We start from the raw sequence: 18,556 nt of genomic DNA, 5'->3' as shown, positions 1-18,556 counted from the left end.
CGCACCCCCTGCCTCGAAGGCCGTGACAACCTGCTCCCCGCAGCCAGGGACATGGGATTCCGCTACGACTCCAGCGGCAACGGCACCCAGGTGTGGCCCGGCAAGGAGGAAGGGCTGTGGGACCTGCCGTTGCAGCAGATCCCCATGCCCGGGCGTTCGTTCGAGACCCTGTCGATGGACTACAACTTCCTCGCCAACCAGTCCGGCACGGTCGAGGGCGACCCGGCCAGGCGGGCGTACTGGGAGCGTCAGTGGCACGACGGTCTCCTGCAGGGCTTCCGCCGCGCCTACGAGGGCAACCGTGCCCCGATGATCGTCGGCAACCACTTCGAGCAGTGGAACGGCGGCATCTACATGGAGGGCCTCGCCGAGGTCATCAAGACGGTGTGCCCGCTGGAGGACGTGCGCTGCGTCTCCTTCAAGCAGCTCGTCGACTGGCTCGACGCCCAGGACCCCCGCGTGCTGGCGAAGCTCCGCACACTGGGCGTCGGCGAGAAACCGAAGGGTGGATGGGAGCGGTTCCTGGCCGGGAAGGCCGCCCGGCCGGTGGCGCCGTCCGCCGCCGCTCCCCCTGCGGCGCCCGACGCCACGTAGGCCGGGTCGGCTGCGCCCGCCCGCGCCCGCCCGCGCCCGCCCGCAGCCGCCCGAGTCGGCGGTCAGACCGGCTGCGGTGCGGCGACCGTGAGCGCGGACTCCCGGAGCACGAAGCCGGGGTCGACCTGGGCGGCCAGGTCGACCCCGGTTCGCGCGTTCCCCCAGCTCTCCGCGTTGCGCAGGTGGAAGTGCACCATCTGCTGGGTGTACCGCTCCCAGTCGCGACGCTCGTACGTCTCGTCCGCGGCGATGTGCAGGGCCGCGAGCGCGGCGGCATCGGTCTCTCCGAGCGCGCTGAACGGTCGCGGACGACCCCGTTCGGCGGACCTCACCCAGTCCGAGTGCCCGAGGACGGTGAGCAGGTCGTCGCCCACTTCCGACCGGAGGAAGGCCAGGTCGTCGGCGTCCTGCACCTTGTTGCCCACCACGTGCAGCGCGACGCCGAAGTCCCGGGCGTACTCCTTGTACTGCCGGTACACCGCGACGCCCTTACGGGTCGGCTCGGCCACCAGGAACGTCATGTCGAAGCGGGTGAACATCCCGGAGGCGAACGAGTCGCTGCCGGCGGTCATGTCGACCACCACGTACTCGTCACGGCCGTCCACCAGGTGGTTCAGGCAGAGTTCCACCGCGCCGACCTTGGAGTGGTAGCAGGCGACGCCGAGATCGGATTCGGTGAAGGGTCCGGTGACGAGAAGCCGGACCGTGCCCTCGTCCAGCGTCACCTTGCGGGCGCAGGCGTCGAAGACCGGGTTGTCCTCGGTCACGCGCAACAGGCGGGAGCCCTCGCCCGGAGGCGTCGTCTTGATCATCTTGTCGGCGGAAGGGATGCGGGGGTTCGACCCGCGCAGGTGTTCCTTGACCAGGGGCAGGTGCGCGCCCATGGCGGGCAGCGCCGCGGCAGCCTCCTCGTCCATGCCCAGGGTGGCCCCCAGGTGCTGGTTGATGTCGGCATCGACGGCGAGGACCGGGAGGCCCACGGCGGCGAGACGGCGGATGAACAGGGAGGACAGCGTGGTCTTGCCACTGCCGCCCTTGCCGACGAAAGCGATCTTCATGTTCATCAGCGTAACCGGATGACCGCAGGGAGTGGTGAAGGTGAGTGAACAAGACCACTCGATCGAGGGGCATGCGTCACGGCGGGGGTGCGTAGGCTCATACGCATGAGTAACCCCGCCGGTCGCCCTGCCGAAGATCCCCTTGCTCCGCTCGCCGAACTGCCCGGCGTCGCCGAGGCCGTGGAATCGGTGCGGAAATCCGTCGACCGGGTCTACGGGCACCGGGTGATGCGGCGCCGCAGCGCCGAGATCAGCTCCGAGGCGGCCCTGCGAGGGGCGCGGGCCTCCGCGGCGCTTGCAGGCGCGGACTGGGCACTCGAGGAGGTCCGGCGCCGCAGTGACTTCGGCGTCGAGGAGGAGGCCCGCACCGTGGGCGGGGCGCTGCGGGTGACGGCGGAGTGCGGGCAACTGCTGAGTGTCTGGCGTCAGTCGCCGTTGCGGGTGCTCGCCCGGCTCCATCTGGTCGCCGCCGGCGGAGCCGGAGGGGACGATGCCGTGGGGCGTCCACGACTGGCGGGCGAGCCGGTCGACTCCACGCGCGAGCCGGCCGTGCCGGGCGTGCCGCTGCCGGACGCCGACGAGGTGGCCGGCCGCCTGGACGGTCTCGGGCGGCTCCTGGTGGCCGGATCGTCCGCCCCTGCGCTGGTGACCGCGGGGATCGTGCACGGCGAGATCCTGGCGCTGCGTCCGTTCCGCTCGCACAACGGCCTCGTGGCCCGCGCGGCGGAACGGATCGTTCTCATCGGCAGCGGGCTGGACCCGAAGGCGGTGTGTCCGTCGGAGGTCGGGCATGCGGAGGTGGGCGCCGCCGACTACCTGGAAGCGCTCGCCGGCTACGCGTCCGGCACACCCGAGGGCATGGCGGAATGGCTCGCCCACTGCGGGAAGGCCGTCGAACTGGGAAGCAGGGAGAGCACGGCGGTGTGCGAGGCACTCCAGCGCGGTGCCGCCTGACCGTCCGCCCCGGAGGCTCGCGGTGACCGGAGTTCTCGGGCCCGCGGCAGCAGGCACGCGGGCGCAAGGATGCGGCGGCACCGCGAACGGTACCGCCGCTGGCATGTTCACCGAGTTACCAGTGCGTGCTCCACATAGCGTCCATCAGGTCGGGACTTTGCCCGTCTCCTGGTGCGACTGGCCCGAATCGCGGGTCGGCTGCGCGTGGGTGCCCGGTGTTCATGCGTCCGGTCCGTGGGGCCTTGTTGCGTGAACGGGATCCTCTCGGATGCCGCCGGTCTCGCGGGCCGTTGACTCCTTTGTACCGCTGGCGGAGATCGAGTGGAACCCCCGCCCGGACATCTTTACTTTCGCCTTCAAACAGTCTCGAAGCGAGCACGCCGTCTGCCGCTGTACCACACCGCGGCGGCCGTGGCGGCGCCCGCGAGCAGGGCGGCACCCGCCACGGCGAGCGTCGGGCGGGAGGGCAGGGAGAACGAGGGCAGGCGCTGCTTCAAACGCACCGGGCGGCTGAAGCCCAGCACCGGCCAGCCCCGTGCGAGCGCCTCCCTGCGCAGCGCGCGGTCCGGGTTGACGGCGTGCGGATGGCCGACCGATTCCAGCATCGGCAGGTCGGTCGCCGAGTCGCTGTAGGCGTAGCAGCGGCTCAGGTCGTACCCCTCCGACGCGGCGAGCTCCGCGATGGCCTCCGCCTTGGTCGGCCCGTACGCGTAGTACTCCACCTCGCCGGTGAAGCAGCCGTCCTCCACCACCATGCGGGTCGCGACCACCTTGTCGGCGCCGAGCATCTCACCGATGGGCTCCACGACTTCGGCGCCCGAGGTGGAGACGATCACCACGTCGCGGCCGGCGAGATGGTGCTGCTCGATGAGCGTGGCCGCTTCGTCGTAGATGATCGGGTCGATGCGCTCGTGCAGGGTCTCCGCGACGATCTCCTTCACCTGCTGCACGTTCCAGCCGCGGCAGAGGGCGGACAGGTACTGCCGCATCCGCTCCATCTGGGCATGGTCGGCGCGACCCAGGAGAAAGACGAACTGGGTGTAGGCGGTGCGCAGCACCGCCCGGCGATTGATCAAGCCACCTTGGTAGAAGGACCTGCCGAAGGTGAGCGTGCTCGACTTCGCAATGACCGTCTTGTCCAGGTCGAAGAAGGCGGCCGTACGGGGCAGCGACTGGATTTCCACGGCACTGAGCATAGGGGCCCACCATTCGGCGTAAGCTGTGGCGCGTGGGTTTGCCTGAGAAGGCTCTCGGGTACACCATGGAAGTCACGGATCGTTCGCGACCGTGCTAACCCGGCCCGACTCCTCCCCCCCGAGTCGGCCGTGGAGACGACCCCCGCTCTCCCCCCCGGCGGGGGTCGTCGCATGTCCGGGGGTCTTCCCGTCAGCGGTTCCGTCCGCTCTTCTCCCCGCCGCACGTCGGTCTCGGGGTGGCGTCTCGCTCACCAGTGAACCGTCACTGTGCGTCATCGCGTGGTTCCTCTGCGAAAGTCACTGGTTCGGGGCCCGGAGTTATTCACAACTGCCGGGTGGTCCACCGTTTCCCACCATGATCCACACGATTCTCCGGTTCGCGGCACGTTGTTTCCCGCAAGCCGTCCGCAGCCGTTTGCGGACGCGACGAAATGACGTGCGAAGGGAGCTGCGAAGTGGCGGAGAACGTCTTGATCGTCACGGAGGACGACGGCCTGCTGGACGATCTGCTGCGGTTGTGCGCCGCGGCCGGCGCGGAGGCTCAGGTCGCCCACGGAGTGCCCGCCGACCGCGCCGCGTGGACCTGCTGGGCCGCGGCCGAAGCGTGGGAACGCGCACCGCTGGTGCTGGTGGGCGACGACTGCGCGGGCGTCGCCGGCGGGCTCGCCGGGGCCGGCACCGGCCCGCCGCACGACGCCCGCCGGGCCGGGGTGCTGCTCGTCGGCCGGGACATGGACGACCCGGGTGTGTGGGAGCGCGGCGTGCGCATCGGTGCCGAGGGCGTGGTGCTGCTGCCCGATGCGGAGAGCTGGCTCACCGGGAGGATCGCCGATGCGGCGGAAGGCGTCGGGAATCCCGCGCTGACCGTCGGCGTCTTCGGCGGGCGCGGCGGGGCGGGAGCCTCCACCCTTGCCTGCGCGCTGGCGCTCTCCTCGGCACGCGCCGGCCGGCGGACGGTTCTGATCGACGGGGACCCACTGGGCGGCGGACTCGACGTCCTGCTCGGCGGCGAGAGGACGGAGGGACTGCGATGGCCGGCGTTCGCCGAGTCGCGGGGCCGGGTGGGCGGCGCCGCGTTCGAGGAGTCGCTGCCGAGGCTGCACGGCTTGAGCGTGCTCAGCTGGGACCGCGGGGACTCCGTGACGATCTCCGGGGACGCGATGAGGTCCGTCCTCGGAGCAGCCCGGCGGCGTGGTGGTGTGGTGGTCGTCGACCTGCCGCGGCGGATGGACGAGGCGGTGACCGAGGTCCTCGCCCAACTGGATCTCGGACTGCTGGTGGTACCGGCCGAACTGCGCGCCGTCGCGGCCTCGCATCGCGTCGCCGGGCGGGCCCGGATGGTGCTTCGTGACCTGCGCGCCGTCGTCCGCCCGCCGGGTGGCCCGCAGGGCGGGAGGTACGGCCGCGGGCTGGACGAGCACGAGACGGCCCGGCTGCTCGGGCTGCCGCTGGCCGGGGAACTCCCCTGGGAGACCGGACTGACCGAGGCCGTGGACCGGGGCGTACCGCCCGGTGACGACGAACGCGGGGCGCTCTCCCGCTTCGCCCGGGAGTTCTGGGACCGTGCGCTTCCCGTCGGAGCCGGCCGGACCACCCCCGGCGGACACGGCGAGGGCCGTGACGGAGGTGCGACGGCGTGAGCGGCCTGCACACCGCCGAAGAACCCGGCGCCCGCACCGGGCGTCGCCGCAGGCCCGCCCCCGGAGTGGACCGCTCCCTGCTGGACGCCGTGCGGCTCCGGCTCGCGGAAGCCGGGGCCGAGCCCACACCGGCCGGAGTGGCCGCAGCCCTTCGCGCCCAGGGCCGTCTGCTCGGCGACAGCGCGGTGCTGCGGGTGGTCGAGGTACTGCGGTCCGAAATGGTCGGCACCGGGCCGCTCGAGCCACTGCTCGCGGATCCCCGGGTGACCGACGTGCTGGTCACCGGGCCGGACGAGGTGTGGGTCGACCGCGGTACCGGCCTGGAACGCACCCGGGTGCGGTTCTCCGACTCCGAGGCTGTGCGGCGCTTGGCGCAGCGGCTCGCGACTTCGGCCGGCCGACGGCTGGACGACGCACGGCCCTGGGTGGACGCCCGGCTTCCCGACGGCACCCGGCTGCACGCCGTCCTGCCGCCCGTCGCCGTAGGCACGACCTGTCTCTCCCTGCGAGTGGTACGGCACCGGCCCTTCGACCTCGACGAACTCGCCGCGGCGGGCACCCTGCCACCCGGCGGCGACAGGCTGCTGCGCGCCATGGTCGACGCGCGCCTCTCCTTCCTGGTCAGCGGCGGCACCGGTACCGGCAAGACCACGCTCCTCTCCTGCCTGCTCGGGCTGGTGGGGGCGCGTGAGCGCCTCGTGCTGGCGGAGGACTCGGCGGAGCTGCGGCCCGACCATCCGCACGTCGTCCGGCTGGAGACCCGGCCGGCCAACCAGGAAGGCGTCGGCCGCGTCGGGTTGCGCGACCTGGTGCGCCAGGCGCTGCGCATGCGTCCTGACCGCCTCGTGGTCGGCGAGGTCAGGGGCGCGGAGGTCACCGACCTCCTGATGGCCCTCAACACCGGCCACGAAGGCGGGTGCGGGACGGTGCACGCCAACGCCGCCGGCGACGTCCCCGCGCGGCTGGAAGCGCTGGCAGCGACCGCGGGGCTCGACCGGGGGGCTCTGCACAGCCAGTTGGCGGCGGCCCTGGACGCGGTCGTTCACCTCGTCCGCGAGCGCGACGGTGCCCGACGCGTCGCCGAGATCCATGTTCTGGAACGGGACGAGGCCGGCCTCGTCCGCACCCTGCCTGCGGCACGTTGGGGGCCCCGCGGCTTCGTCGCCGGACCGGGGGCGCCGCGTCTCGATGACCTGTGCCGACGGGGAGGTGCGCAGTGAGGGGCGGCCCCTGGTCCACGGAGGTGTCCGCCGCGTTCGCCGCCGCGCTCGCCTGTGCCGCCCTCCTCGCCTGGGTGCTGTGCGACCGGCGGGGCCCCGGACGTGCCCGGTTGCTGCTCGCCACCGGTGCGGACCCGGCGCCGCGGCCCGTCGGAGGCGGCCGTGCGCGGCTGCGCGGGGGTGCGTTGCGGGAGCGCCTGCCGAGGGGCGCCGTCGCGGCTCTCCAGCGGCCCTGGGCCCGCGCGGGGCGGGCCTGGTGGTGCCTGCCGGCGGGCGGCCTGGTCGGGGCCGTGGGCGAGTCGTGGATTCCGGCCGTGCTGGGCCTGTTCTCGGTTCCGGTGGCCGGACGGCTCGCGAGGAGACGCCGTGCACGGGAGGCCGCCGAGCGCACCGAGAACGCGGTCATCGACCTGTGCACCGATGTCGCGGGGGAACTGCGCGGGGGCCGTCTTCCCGCAGGCGCTCTTCTCAGCGCGGGGGCCGGGCGGTTGGGGAAGGAGGGCGCGGCGCTGCTGGCCGCCGCGCGGTTCGGCGGCGACGTACCGGCCGTGCTGCACAGGGCGGCGCGACTGCCCGGTGCGCACGGCCTCACGGGAGTGGCGGCGTGCTGGCAGGTCGCCACCGACGGAGGGGCGGGCCTCGCCGACGGCCTGGACCGGGTCGCCGACGCGCTGCGAGCCGAACGCGACCAGCGCGACGAACTGCGCGCACAGCTCGCCGGCCCGCGCTCCACCGCCGTCGTGCTCGCGCTGCTGCCGGCCTTCGGGCTGCTCCTCGGCACCGCCATGGGAGCCGAACCGCTGCACGTGCTGCTGCACAGCCCGGTCGGGCTGGGCTGCCTCGCGGTCGGCGGACTGCTCGAGTGGGCCGGGCTCGCCTGGGTCGCCCGGCTGGTGCGGACGGCTGAGGAGGAGTCGTGAGCACGGCGGCCGTGGCGGTGGGGGCGGCCTCGTCGGCGGTGATGACCGGGGCGGTGAAGCCGTTGGTGTGGTGGGTGATGGCCGTGCTCATGGCCGCCGGAGCCGTCGTCGCGGTGCTGCTGGGCTGGCGCGAGCAGCGGCTGCGGGGCGACCGGGCGCGTCACCTCGCCGGGGCGGAGACCGGGCGACCACTCCTCCCGCGCCGCCGGGACCGCAGGGACGGCCGACGGCACGGAGCGGACGGCACTCGCCGTCCGTCCGACGGCCCGTCGCGCCCCGACCGACGGTGGGGTGCGTGTGCGGGTGCGCTGAGCGCCGCCGTCGTCGTGCGCCTGCTGAGCAGTGGCCCGGGCGGGTGGCCGGCGGCCGTGTCGGCGGGGGTGGCCGTGTGGTGGTGGCTGCGCCGACGAGCCGGGCGTGCGAGGGAGGACGCGGTGTCCCGGACGGCCGTACGGGCGGTGGATCGGCAACTGCCCCTGGCCGCCGAACTGCTGGCCGCCTGCCTCACCGCCGGGTCCGGTCCCGCCCAGGCGGCGGAGGCCGTGGGCCGGTCCACCGGAGGACCGTTGGGCGACCGGCTGGTGCGCGCGGCAGCGGAACTGCGGCTGGGCGCCGAACCGGCGGCGGTGTGGGGCAGGTTCGGCGCCCAGCCCGGGTGCGACGGGCTCGCCCGGTGCATGGAGCGCGCCGGCACGACGGGTGTGCCGCCGGTGCAGGCGGTGGCCCGGCTGGCGGCCACCTGCCGGGCGCGGCGGGCGCGGGCGGCGGGCGTCCGGGCGCGCCGTGCCGCCGTCCTGGTCACCGGACCGCTGGGGCTGTGCTTCCTGCCCGCGTTTCTCACGGTCGGCGTCGCGCCCGTCGTGCTCGGCCTCGCCCGCTCCCTGCTCTGACCGCCCCGCCCCTACGACCCGAAAGACGACGGGCGTCGGACACGGAAACCGACCTCGGACACGAAAGGACGGATGGAACAGATGAAGCGAACCAGCAGGCGGGTCACCGCCGGCCGAGAATGCGGCACCACGCCGCGGCGGCGCCAGTGGCTTCGGCATTACCGGAAGCGCTGGGCGAGCGCCGTGCGCGGAAGGAGCGGCGACGCCGGCATGAGCACGGCGGAGTACGCCGTCGGCACGATCGCGGCCTGCGCGTTCGCCGCCGTGCTCTACAAGGTGGTCACCAGTGGTCCGGTGAGCGAGGCGATGCAGAAGCTCGTCGAGAGGGCTCTCGATGCGACGTTCTGACCGGAGTCGTCGGTGGCGCTTAGGACCTGTCCGGCGCCGGGGCATCGTGGCGCGAGGGAGAGACGCCGGTTACGTCACCGCGGAGACGGCCGTCGTCGTGCCGTCGCTCGTGGCGGTCGTCGGGATGCTGCTGTGGGGGCTGCTGGCCGTCGCCGGGGCTCTCCAGACCCAGGACGCGGCTCGGGCGGGTGCTCGTGCCGCCGCCCGGGGCGAACCGCCGTCCGTGGTCCGGGAGACCGCTCGCTCGGCGGCCCCGTCCGGGGCCGCCGTCGCGTGGTCGCGGGAAGGTGACCTGGTCCGGGTGCGGGTGGAGGCGCGCACGGCAGGGCCCGGCCCGCTGTCCCTCCCCTTGGAGGCCGAGGCGGTGGCGCTGGCCGAGGACTCTCTGGCGGGAACAGCCCTTCCGGCGACGGGTTCTCCGGCAGAGGCGGCCGCCACGGTGACCGGCCGATCCGCCTCCGGAGACGACCGGTGATCCGGCGCGCCGACTGCCCGCGCGGTGCCCGGGCGGGGGCCCGGCGCCCGCGGTGTGCCCTGCCGCGGGACGACCGTGGCTCCGCCTCGGTGTGGGCGGCTGCGTGCGCCGCTCTGCTCTGCCTCGTGTTCGGGGCGCTGCTGGCGCTGGGTCAGGTCACCGTCGCCCGCCACCGCGCCGCTGCCGCCGCAGACCTCGCGGCCCTCGCCGCGGCGCAGCGTGTCCTGCACGGGGAGGAGGAGGCGTGCGCGGTGGCCCGGCAGGTGGCCGGGGCCCAGAAGGCCCGGCTGGTGCGGTGCGCGGTGGCCGGTGAGGTCGCGGACGTCTCGGCGGCCGTCCGCACCGGGCCGTACACGACGAAGGCCCGTGCCCGCGCCGGACCGGCCTGGGCGCGGCCGCAGGGGTCACCGGGGACGTCCGCCACCCGCGTTCTGCGGGGAGGCGCCGTCCGGGGAGGGCGCGCCTGCGAGCAGTGCGCGCAGCAGGCGGAGGGCGCCCGCCTTGTGCAACGGCTCGTTCCCGTTGCCGCACTTGGGCGACTGGACGCACGAGGGGCAGCCCGCGTCGCACTCGCAGGAGGCGATCGCCTCGCGCGTGGCCGTCAGCCATGCGGACGCCGTGCGGAAGGCGCGTTCGGCGAACCCCGCGCCCCCGGGATGCCCGTCGTACACGAACACCGTGGGCAGCAGGGTGTCGGGGTGCAGGGGGACGGACACGCCCCCGATGTCCCACCGGTCGCAGGTGGCGAAGAGCGGAAGCAGGCCGATGGAGGCGTGCTCGGCCGCGTGCAGTGCGCCGGGCAGGATCTCGGGGCCCACGGCTGCCGCGTCGAGCTGGTCCTCGGTGACGGTCCACCACACCGCGCGGGTCCGCAGGGTACGCGCCGGCAGGTCGAGTCTGGTCTCGCCCAGGACCTCGCCCGTGACGAGCTTCCGGCGCAGGTAGGAGACCACCTGATGGGTGACCTCGACGGAACCGAAGTGCAGCCGCCCCCGACCCCAGGGAACTTCCTTCTCGGTCTCCAGGACGGAGACCGAGGTGGTGTCGCGGGCCATGGTGGTCCAGGGTGGCGACGACTCCTCCACGAGGGCGACGGACTCGTCCAGGTCCAGGCTCCGCACCATGTAGGTGCGTCCCTGGTGGAGGTGGACCGCCCCGTCGTGCACGGTGGTGTGGGCCGCCCCCGCGTCCACGGTGCCGAGCACACGGCCGGTGCCGGACTCCACGACCTGCACCGGGGAGCCGCCGCTGCCCCGGATGTCGGTGAGGTCCGCCGCACGCTCCCGCCTGGTCCAGTACCAGGCCGTGCCCCTCCGGCGCAGCAGACGGCGCTGTTCGAGCTGGGCGACGAGGTCGCCGAACTCGGTGCCGAACAGTTCCGCGTCCCGCTCGGTGAGCGGGCTCTCCGCCGCCGCGGCGCACAGGTGCGGCGCGAGCACGTACGGGTTGTCCGGGTCCAGGACGGTCGACTCGACGGGGTGGGAGAAGACCGCCTCGGGGTGGTGCACGAGATAGGTGTCCAGCGGATCGTCCCGGGCGACCAGCACGGCCAGAGCTCCTTCGCCCGTACGGCCGGCCCGGCCCGCCTGCTGCCACAGCGAGGCGCGGGTCCCGGGGTAGCCCGTGATCAGGACGGCGTCCAGTCCCGCGACGTCGACCCCGAGTTCCAGCGCGTTCGTCGCGGCGAGGCCGAGGAGTTCGCCGCTGTGCAGCGCCCCCTCCAGAGCCCGTCGTTCCTCGGGCAGATACCCGCCCCGGTACGCGGCCACCCGGCGCGGGAGGGACCGGTCGACCTGTGCCAGCCGGTCCTGGGCGATCAGCGAGATCAGCTCGGCCCCGCGCCGGGAGCGCACGAACGCCACCGTGCGCACCCCCTGGACGGCCAGGTCGGTGAGCAGCTCCGCCGTCTCCGCGGTGGCGGTGCGGCGGACCGGGGCGCCGCGTTCGCCGGACAGCTCGGTCAGTGGCGGCTCCCAGAGCGCGAAGAGGAGTTCGCCGCGTGGCGAGGCGTCCTCCGTCACGGCGGTGACCGGGAGGCCGGTCAGCCGGCCGGCCGCCTCGGCGGGGTCGGCCGAGGTCGCGGACGCCAGCAGGAACACCGGGTCGGCGCCGTAGCGGGCGCACAGGCGCCGCAGCCGGCGCAGGACCTGCGCGACGTGCGAGCCGAACACGCCCCGGTAGGTGTGGCATTCGTCGACGACCACGTAGCGCAGCGCGCGGAGGAAGGAGGACCAGCGGGTGTGCTGGGGGAGGATCCCACGGTGCAGCATGTCGGGGTTGGTGAGGAGGTAGTTCGCGTACAGCCGGGCCCACTCGCGCTCCTCCGGCCCGGTGTCCCCGTCGTGTACGGCGGCCCGCACGGCGTCGCCGAGCGGCGTGGCGAGCGCGGCCGCCTTGCGGCGCTGGTCGGCCGCCAGTGCCTTGGTGGGGGCGAGGTAGAGCGCGGTCGCGCCCCGCCCGTTCGGTGCCTCGGCGCCCTCGACCAGGGCGCTGAGGGTGGGGATCAGATAGGCCAGCGACTTGCCGGAGGCGGTGCCCGTCGACACCACCGTGGACGTCCCGTCGAGGGCGAGGGACGCCACCTGAGCCTGGTGTTCCCAGAGGCGGTCGATACCGGTGAGCCGCACGGACTCCACCACTTCCGCACGGATGCGAGCAGGCCAGTCTGCATGACGACCCGGCCGCGGGGGCACATGCTCCGTATGAGTGACGCGCGCGGCCCGGTCCGCCCCGGCGGCAAGCCTGCCGAGCACCGTCTGCGGGTGGTGAGTGTTGGCCATCGGCACCGAGTGTGTCACTGGCACGACGGACAATGGACGCAAGCCGTCGTGCACGGCTGGCGGTAAGTGATTGAATGCTTCTGCGGCTGCCGATCCGTCCCCTGCGCCGCTCCGCCACGGCGGGGTGCCAGGACGGGGCTCTCCACACGGGGATTTCCGGGGGCGGACCGCTCGATAGCAAGGTGCTGGAGGATCAGTGGACCTGTCTCTGTCGACCCGTACTGTTGGCGATCGCACGATCGTCGAGGTCGGTGGCGAGATTGATGTATACACCGCGCCCAAGCTGCGCGAGCAGCTCGTCGAACTCGTGAACGACGGCAGTTACCACCTCGTTGTGGACATGGAGGGCGTGGACTTCCTCGACTCCACCGGTCTCGGTGTGCTCGTCGGCGGACTGAAGCGGGTGCGCGCCCATGAGGGCTCGCTGCGCCTGGTCTGCAACCAGGAGCGCATTCTCAAGATCTTCCGTATCACGGGCCTGACCAAGGTGTTCCCGATCCACGGATCGGTCGACGAGGCCGTCGCGGCCACCGACTGACACCCATCACGCCCCGTCCGGCCGTGCGTCCGCCGCGCACGGCCCGGACCGTCGGATGACGGGGTCCCGCGCGCTGCCCGACGGGCGGCCGCGGTGCCCGTGAATGCACACCTGTCGACCGAGAGGGATGGCATGGCCACCGTCGAACTCCGCTTCAGCGCGCTCCCCGAGCATGTGCGGACAGCGCGTCTGGTGGCCGCCGCCGTGGCGCGGCGCGCCGGGGTCGACGAGACCGTGCTCGACGAGGTGCGGCTCGCCGTCGGTGAGGCGTGCACTCGTGCCGTCGGGCTGCACATGAGCAACGGCGTCGGCAGCCCGGTCAGGGTCGCGCTGATCGAGGACGAGAAGAAGTTCTCGATCGAGGTCGGCGACGACGCGCCGGGCCGGGGCGGCGCCCTGGTCCCGGGTGCCCGCGACGAGATCCCGGGCCCCGCCACGGAGGAGGACGAGGCCGAGGGGGACATGGGTCTCGCGGTCATCAGCGGTCTCGTCGACGACGTGGAGATCACCGCCGACGACACCGGTGGCACCATTCGCATGAGTTGGCCCGCCACGGCGGTTCCGCCCACGCCCGCCGCCCCCTGATCCGGCCGACCTGACCGGAGCCCGACAGGCTTCGGACGCGCCTGCGCGGGCGCCGGTCCACCCGTCCGCGGACGACCGACGCCTGCGGACGGTGCCTGCGGATCCCGCCGCCCCGGTTCCCCCGCCGCGGCGGCACCGGTCCCGCCCCGTCACACGGCTGTCGGGCACCGCCGCCCACGCGTGCCGGCTCAGGACGTCTACCTGGCCGTAAACCGCGGCGCCGGGCCTTTCTTGTGATCTTTCACCTGTCATTTCTCTGAAGAATGTAAAGACCTTTGTGATCATCGGCGGAGATCATTTTCTGTCGCCGGTCAATTCGCCCGGGTCCCTCGCGCGGGCGAAATTTCGCGCCCCTTTCATTCGATCTTCGCTGTTGACGGCGAATTCCTGGTCTCGCACTCTGTTTGGAAGCGGATCAGCTCCCTAGAATCCGTCCACATCTTTGCTGCAGGACGCCTGAGCGTGCTTGCGCGCGCCCATGTGCCAAACGTCAAGGAGGACGAATGGCGGGGCATCTCACCCCTCTCCAGACCCACCAGCATCAGCAGCTCGCCGATGCCGTGCTGACCGCGGGCAACCGCGGTCTCGTGATCGTGATCGCGCTCGTCGCCCTGGCCGCACTCGGCGTGGCGGTGGTGCTCGTCAAACAGGTTCTCGCCGCCGGTGAAGGCACCGAGAGCATGAAGAAGATCGCCGCCGCGGTGCAGGAGGGCGCCAACGCCTATCTCGCGCGGCAGCTGCGCACCCTCGGCGTTTTCGCCGTGGTGGTGTTCTTCCTGCTGATGTTGCTGCCCGCGGACGATATGGCGCAGCGCATCGGCCGATCGTTGTTCTTCCTCGTGGGAGCCGGTTTCTCGGCCGCCACCGGATACATCGGCATGTGGCTGGCGGTGCGCAGCAATGTGCGCGTGGCCGCTGCGGCCCGTGAGGCGACGCCCGAGGGCGGGGACGCGAAGTCGGGTTCTGTCGATCTCACCGCCGTCGCCCACAAGGCCACGAAGATCGCCTTCCGCACGGGCGGTGTGGTCGGCATGTTCACCGTCGGCCTCGGCCTGCTCGGTGCAGCGGTCGTCGTCCTCGTCTACGCGGCCGACGCGCCGAAGGTGCTGGAGGGCTTCGGCCTCGGCGCCGCGCTGATCGCCATGTTCATGCGTGTCGGTGGCGGCATCTTCACCAAGGCCGCCGACGTCGGTGCCGACCTCGTCGGCAAGGTCGAGCAGGGCATCCCCGAGGACGACCCGCGCAACGCCGCCACCATCGCGGACAACGTCGGCGACAACGTGGGCGACTGCGCCGGCATGGCCGCAGACCTGTTCGAGTCCTACGCCGTCACCCTGGTCGCCGCGCTCATCCTGGGCACGGCGGTCTTCGGCGACGCCGGCCTGGCGTTCCCGCTGCTGGTCCCCGCCATCGGTGTGATCACCGCGGTGATCGGCGTCTTCACCGTCGCCCCGCGCCGCAGCGACCGCAGCGGGATGACGGCCATCAACCGCGGCTTCTTCATCTCCGCGGTGATCTCCCTGGTGCTGGTGGCCGTGGCCGCGGTCCTGTACCTGCCGTCCAGCTACGCGGACCTGGACAACGTCCCGGCCGCCATCCAGGGCCACGAGGGCAACCCGCAGGTCCTGGCGATCGTCGCGGTCGCCATCGGCATCGTGCTGGCCGCGGTGATCCAGCAGCTCACCGGCTACTTCACCGAGACCAGCCGGAAGCCGGTGCGCGACATCGGACGGACCTCGCTCACCGGCCCGGCGACCGTCGTGCTGTCCGGCATCTCGCTCGGTCTGGAGTCGGCCGTCTACACCGCGCTGCTCATCGGCCTCAGCGTCTACGGGGCGTTCCTGCTCGGCGGCGGCACGCTGCTGCTGGCGCTGTTCGCCGTCGCGCTGGCGGGCACCGGCCTGCTCACCACGGTCGGTGTGATCGTCGCCATGGACACCTTCGGTCCGGTCTCCGACAACGCGCAGGGCATCGCCGAGATGTCCGGCGACGTGGAGGGCGCCGGCGCCCAGGTCCTCACCGACCTGGACGCGGTGGGCAACACCACCAAGGCGATCACCAAGGGCATCGCCATCGCGACCGCGGTCCTCGCCGCGGCCGCGCTGTTCGGCTCGTACCGCACCGAACTGTCCTCGGCCCTGGCCGAGGCCGGCGAGGGTGCGGGGGAGATGCTGACCGTGCTCGACATCGCGCAGCCCAGCACGCTGGTCGGCCTGATGCTCGGCGCGAGCGTCGTCTTCCTCTTCTCGGGCCTCGCCATCAGCGCCGTGTCCCGTTCCGCCGGGTCGGTGGTCTACGAGGTGCGGCGTCAGTTCCGGGAGAAGCCCGGAATCATGGACTACACCGAGAAGCCCGAGTACGGCCGGGTCGTCGACATCTGCACCAAGGACGCGCTGCGCGAGCTGACCACCCCGGGCCTGCTCGCCGTGTTCGCGCCCATCGTCGTCGGCTTCACGCTCGGCGTCGGGGCGCTGGCCGCGTTCCTGGCGGGCGCGATCGGCGCGGGCACGCTGATGGCGGTCTTCCTGGCGAACTCGGGCGGTGCCTGGGACAACGCCAAGAAGCTGGTGGAGGACGGTCATCACGGCGGCAAGGGCAGCGAGGCCCATGAGGCGACCGTGATCGGCGACACCGTCGGCGACCCGTTCAAGGACACCGCTGGCCCGGCGATCAACCCGCTGCTGAAGGTGATGAACCTGGTGGCGCTGCTGATCGGTCCGGCTGTGGTGCAGTTCAGCTACGGAGAGGACAAGAGCGTGGGCATGCGCGTGGTGATCGCGTTGGTCTCCGCGCTCGTCATCGTCGGTGCGGTGTACGTCTCCAAGCGCCGGGGCATCGCGATGGGTGAGGAAGGCAACAACGAGCGCACCGCGAAGTCGCAGGACGCGGTCGCCACTTCCTGACCGATACCTGACAGCGAGCGGCTGACCTGCTCCAACAGGCGGGCGGGCGAGGGCTCTTGAGCTCCCGCCCGCCCGCTTCGTCGTGCACGGAAACACCGGAGGCGGCGTCGCACGGGCTGTGGCAAACGGCTCAATCGGGGACAGAGCGGTCGCCCGGCTCGTCACGGATGCCGTCTTGGCGTGTAAGTTCCGGGCCGGAAGAGCCACGAAGGGACCGATCGGTGAACAAGAAGCTCGCAGCCGCACTGACCGGAGGTGCGGCACTCGTCCTCACGCTGACCGGCTGCGGCGACGACGGCGCGGACACCGCGGCGTGGGCCAAGAAGGTCTGCGACAAGGTCAAGCCGCAGGTGGACAAGATCCAGCAGGCCAACAAGTCGATCAACGAGGCCTCGCAGCAGAAGAAGTCCCCCGAAGAGGTCCAGAAGATCGACTCGGCGGCCTTCCAGGACATCTCCGAGGCCTACAAGGCCCTGGCGGACGCCGTCGACGACGCGGGCGTCCCGCCGGTCGAGAACGGCGAGAAGCTCGAGACGAACGCGGTCGACGAGCTCAAGGGCCTGTCCAAGTCCTACGCCGGTCTCAAGAAGACCGTGGACGAACTGGACACCGGCGACCAGTCCGAGTTCGCCGAGGGCCTCAAGGGGCTGGCGCAGGAGCTGGGCCGTCTCGGCGAGAGCGGTGACAAGTCGCTGCAGAAGCTCCAGTCCGGCGAACTCGGCCAGGCCATGTCGGAGCAGGAGGGCTGCCGCAAGGCCTCCCCGGGCAGCACGCCGACCACCTGATCCGCGTCCGCTGCCCGCCCGGGTGCCGCCGGGGGCTGCCTCAACGGCGGACCCGGGCGTCACAATGGACGCCGTGGTCAACTCTGAAGGGTCCGCCGGCCCCGCCCCCGTCCCCGCGCCCGACTCCGCCGAACGGATCCGCGAGGCGCTGCTCGCCGCCCGGTTCACCCCGGACGGACTGCTGGAACTGCTGGGCGCCTCCGCGTATGCGGCGCTCGCCCGCAACGAGACCGTTCCCGCCCGCCGCGCCCTGCGCGCGGAAGGCCCCCTGGAGACCCTCGTCCGGCTGTTCCTGCTCCAGCGGCCCGTCCCCGAGGAGCAGGCCCGCGGTGCGCTGCCCCTCGACGCGGCGCTGAACGACGGCTGGCTGGTCCGCACCGACCCGTCCGCGGCGCCGCCCGGGGGTCCCGCCGTGCGGGCCGCCGTCGACATCCGCCCGTACGGCGGTCCGGACGGCGAGGACTGGTGGATCGTCTCCGACCTGGGCTGCGCCGTGGGCGGCGCGTCCGGCATCGCCGGCCAGTACGAGGACGTGGTCCTCGGCGTGGGCGGCGCGTCGACCACGCTGGCGGGGCTGACCGTCCGTACGCCCGTCGCGCGTGCCCTGGACCTGGGCACCGGCTCCGGTATCCAGGCGCTGCACGCCACCCGCCACGCCGCCCGGGTCACCGCCACCGACGTCAACCCGCGCGCCCTCGCCTTCACCCGCCTCACCCTCGCCCTCTCCGGCGCGCCCGAAGCGGACCTGCGCGAGGGGTCACTGCTGGAGCCTGTCGCCGACGAGGCTCCGTACGACCTGATCGTCTCCAATCCGCCGCTGGTCATCTCGCCGGACAGCCGGTTCGAGTACCGGGACGGCGGCATGCGCGGCGACGACCTGTGCCGCACCCTCGTGCAGCAGGCCGCCGGGCACCTCGCCGAGGGCGGCCATCTCCAGCTCCTCGCCAACTGGGAGCACCGCGACGGCGAGGACTGGCGCGACCGGCTGAGGTCCTGGGTGCCGGCCGGATGCGACGCGTGGATCCTGCAGCGCGACGTGCAGGACGTCAGCCAGTACGCCGAGCTGTGGCTCCGCGACGCCGGCGACCACACTGCGGGGCAGACGGCGTACGAGTCCCGCTACGACGCCTGGCTGGACGAGTTCGAGGCCCGCGGCACCACAGCTGTCGGCTTCGGCTGGATCACCCTGCGCGCCACCCGCGCCCCGGAACCGTCGGTCGTCATCGAGGAGTGGCCGCATCCGGTCGAACAGCCGCTCGGCGACGTGGTGCGCGCCCACTTCGCGCGGCAGGACTTCCTGCGCGCCACGGACGACGCCGCCCTGCTCGGCTGGCACTTCACGCTGGCCGACGAGGTCGTCCAGGAGCAGGTGGGGTTTCCCGGGGCCGAGGATCCGGAGCACGTGGTGCTGCGCCAGAACCGCGGCCTGCGGCGCGCCACCCAGGTCGACACGGTCGGGGCCGGGTTCGCAGGCGTGTGCGACGGGTCGCTGTCGGCAGGGCGGATTCTGGACGCCATCGCGCAGCTGCTCGGCGAGGACCCGGTCCGCCTGCGCGACCGTACGCCGGAGGCGATCCGGCTCCTGGTCGGACAGGGCTTCCTGGAACCGGTCCCGGCGCCCTGACGCCGCCGGACCGGCCGCAGGCGCCGGGCTGCGCCCCCGGCCTGTG

General features: G+C 72.9%; 16 protein-coding genes and 1 pseudogene. 14 read left to right on the top strand and 3 right to left on the bottom strand.

All coding sequences use genetic code 11. The features are described from left to right. Window positions 1–594, top strand: a 594-nt coding sequence (locus tag K304_RS28875; protein WP_037790338.1) for a lipoprotein, incomplete at its 5' end; no start/stop codon positions are given. A 62-nt stretch (window positions 595–656) separates the two neighbouring features. Here K304_RS28875 and K304_RS0113415 read toward each other — a convergent pair. After that, window positions 657–1,652, bottom strand: a complete 996-nt coding sequence (locus K304_RS0113415; RefSeq protein ID WP_027764173.1) for a nucleotide-binding protein — start codon at window positions 1,650–1,652, stop codon at window positions 657–659. Window positions 1,653–1,757: 105 nt separating this feature from the next. Between K304_RS0113415 and K304_RS0113410 the strand changes: the two genes are divergently transcribed. Next, window positions 1,758–2,606, top strand: coding sequence for a hypothetical protein (locus tag K304_RS0113410; RefSeq protein WP_027764172.1), 849 nt, complete (start codon window positions 1,758–1,760; stop codon window positions 2,604–2,606). A gap of 356 nt (window positions 2,607–2,962) precedes the next feature. Here the strand turns inward: K304_RS0113410 and K304_RS0113405 are convergent, their stop codons facing one another. Continuing rightward, window positions 2,963–3,802 carry an HAD family hydrolase gene (locus K304_RS0113405; protein ID WP_027764171.1) on the bottom strand — a complete coding sequence of 280 codons (840 nt, stop codon included), beginning with the start codon at window positions 3,800–3,802 and terminating at the stop codon, window positions 2,963–2,965. A 431-nt stretch (window positions 3,803–4,233) separates the two neighbouring features. Between K304_RS0113405 and ssd the strand changes: the two genes are divergently transcribed. From ssd to K304_RS32120, 7 genes and pseudogenes are all read left to right on the top strand, one after another. Then, the gene (gene ssd / locus K304_RS28870) at window positions 4,234–5,442 is read left to right on the top strand and encodes a septum site-determining protein Ssd (protein WP_051308413.1); all 1,209 of its coding nucleotides are present in this window, start codon (window positions 4,234–4,236) and stop codon (window positions 5,440–5,442) included. 65 nt (window positions 5,443–5,507) lie between these two features. Continuing rightward, window positions 5,508–6,662: a TadA family conjugal transfer-associated ATPase gene (locus tag K304_RS0113395; protein WP_027764170.1), complete on the top strand. Its 1,155-nt coding sequence runs from the start codon at window positions 5,508–5,510 to the stop codon at window positions 6,660–6,662. Beyond that, on the top strand, window positions 6,659–7,582 hold the full coding sequence (locus K304_RS28865; protein WP_486591653.1) for a type II secretion system F family protein: 924 nt from the start codon (window positions 6,659–6,661) through the stop codon (window positions 7,580–7,582). The genes K304_RS0113395 and K304_RS28865 overlap by 4 nt, the downstream gene beginning before the upstream one ends. Further along, a complete protein-coding gene (locus K304_RS0113385; RefSeq protein ID WP_486591652.1) occupies window positions 7,579–8,472 on the top strand; it encodes a type II secretion system F family protein in 894 nt (297 codons plus the stop codon). The genes K304_RS28865 and K304_RS0113385 overlap by 4 nt, the downstream gene beginning before the upstream one ends. A gap of 210 nt (window positions 8,473–8,682) precedes the next feature. Next, window positions 8,683–8,820 carry a DUF4244 domain-containing protein gene (locus K304_RS34015; protein WP_027764168.1) on the top strand — a complete coding sequence of 46 codons (138 nt, stop codon included), beginning with the start codon at window positions 8,683–8,685 and terminating at the stop codon, window positions 8,818–8,820. 46 nt (window positions 8,821–8,866) lie between these two features. Next, window positions 8,867–9,295, top strand: a complete 429-nt coding sequence (locus K304_RS28860; RefSeq protein WP_486591651.1) for a TadE family type IV pilus minor pilin — start codon at window positions 8,867–8,869, stop codon at window positions 9,293–9,295. Continuing rightward, a pseudogene (locus K304_RS32120) lies at window positions 9,292–9,618 on the top strand (Rv3654c family TadE-like protein); the annotation flags it as partial. The gene K304_RS28860 and the pseudogene K304_RS32120, both read left to right, overlap by 4 nt. Before the next feature lie 81 nt (window positions 9,619–9,699). On the opposite strand, the gene K304_RS28855 reads toward K304_RS32120, so the two are convergent. Further along, the gene (locus K304_RS28855; RefSeq protein WP_078529036.1) at window positions 9,700–12,075 is read right to left on the bottom strand and encodes a DEAD/DEAH box helicase; all 2,376 of its coding nucleotides are present in this window, start codon (window positions 12,073–12,075) and stop codon (window positions 9,700–9,702) included. Window positions 12,076–12,271: 196 nt separating this feature from the next. Here K304_RS28855 and bldG point away from each other — a divergent pair, with 196 nt between their 5' ends. The 5 genes from bldG to K304_RS28850 all read left to right on the top strand — a co-directional run bounded on the left by bldG (window position 12,272) and on the right by K304_RS28850 (window position 18,510). Further along, window positions 12,272–12,613 (top strand): anti-sigma factor antagonist BldG, encoded by a 342-nt coding sequence (gene bldG / locus K304_RS0113360; protein ID WP_019547857.1) that lies wholly within the window; start codon window positions 12,272–12,274, stop codon window positions 12,611–12,613. A gap of 132 nt (window positions 12,614–12,745) precedes the next feature. Continuing rightward, the gene (locus K304_RS0113355; RefSeq protein WP_027764166.1) at window positions 12,746–13,198 is read left to right on the top strand and encodes an ATP-binding protein; all 453 of its coding nucleotides are present in this window, start codon (window positions 12,746–12,748) and stop codon (window positions 13,196–13,198) included. A gap of 503 nt (window positions 13,199–13,701) precedes the next feature. Then, complete coding sequence (locus tag K304_RS0113350) at window positions 13,702–16,101, top strand: sodium-translocating pyrophosphatase (protein ID WP_027764165.1); 2,400 nt, start codon at window positions 13,702–13,704, stop codon at window positions 16,099–16,101. Between the two features lie 221 nt (window positions 16,102–16,322). Next, entirely contained in the window at window positions 16,323–16,886 is a 564-nt protein-coding gene (locus K304_RS0113345) for a hypothetical protein (RefSeq protein ID WP_027764164.1), read from the top strand. A gap of 64 nt (window positions 16,887–16,950) precedes the next feature. Further along, window positions 16,951–18,510 carry a DUF7059 domain-containing protein gene (locus K304_RS28850; protein ID WP_037790266.1) on the top strand — a complete coding sequence of 520 codons (1,560 nt, stop codon included), beginning with the start codon at window positions 16,951–16,953 and terminating at the stop codon, window positions 18,508–18,510. Window positions 18,511–18,556: the final 46 nt, after the last annotated feature.

It is taken from the genome of Streptomyces sp. CNS606 (genome assembly GCF_000426325.1).
Note: the sequence above shows the minus strand (reverse complement) of the source record. Positions and strands in the feature narration are given on the sequence as shown.

What these genes read in the sequence shown, in the direction of transcription:
- K304_RS28855 (WP_078529036.1), bottom strand. Translation starts at nt 12,075, where the DNA reads ATGGCCAACACTCACCACCCGCAGACGGTGCTCGGCAGGCTTGCCGCC.
- K304_RS0113415 (WP_027764173.1), bottom strand. Translation starts at nt 1,652, where the DNA reads ATGAAGATCGCTTTCGTCGGCAAGGGCGGCAGTGGCAAGACCACGCTG.
- K304_RS0113405 (WP_027764171.1), bottom strand. Translation starts at nt 3,802, where the DNA reads ATGCTCAGTGCCGTGGAAATCCAGTCGCTGCCCCGTACGGCCGCCTTC.
- K304_RS0113410 (WP_027764172.1), top strand. Translation starts at nt 1,758, where the DNA reads ATGAGTAACCCCGCCGGTCGCCCTGCCGAAGATCCCCTTGCTCCGCTC.
- K304_RS0113355 (WP_027764166.1), top strand. Translation starts at nt 12,746, where the DNA reads ATGGCCACCGTCGAACTCCGCTTCAGCGCGCTCCCCGAGCATGTGCGG.
- K304_RS28850 (WP_037790266.1), top strand. Translation starts at nt 16,951, where the DNA reads ATGGACGCCGTGGTCAACTCTGAAGGGTCCGCCGGCCCCGCCCCCGTC.
- K304_RS34015 (WP_027764168.1), top strand. Translation starts at nt 8,683, where the DNA reads ATGAGCACGGCGGAGTACGCCGTCGGCACGATCGCGGCCTGCGCGTTC.
- K304_RS0113350 (WP_027764165.1), top strand. Translation starts at nt 13,702, where the DNA reads ATGGCGGGGCATCTCACCCCTCTCCAGACCCACCAGCATCAGCAGCTC.
- ssd (WP_051308413.1), top strand. Translation starts at nt 4,234, where the DNA reads ATGACGTGCGAAGGGAGCTGCGAAGTGGCGGAGAACGTCTTGATCGTC.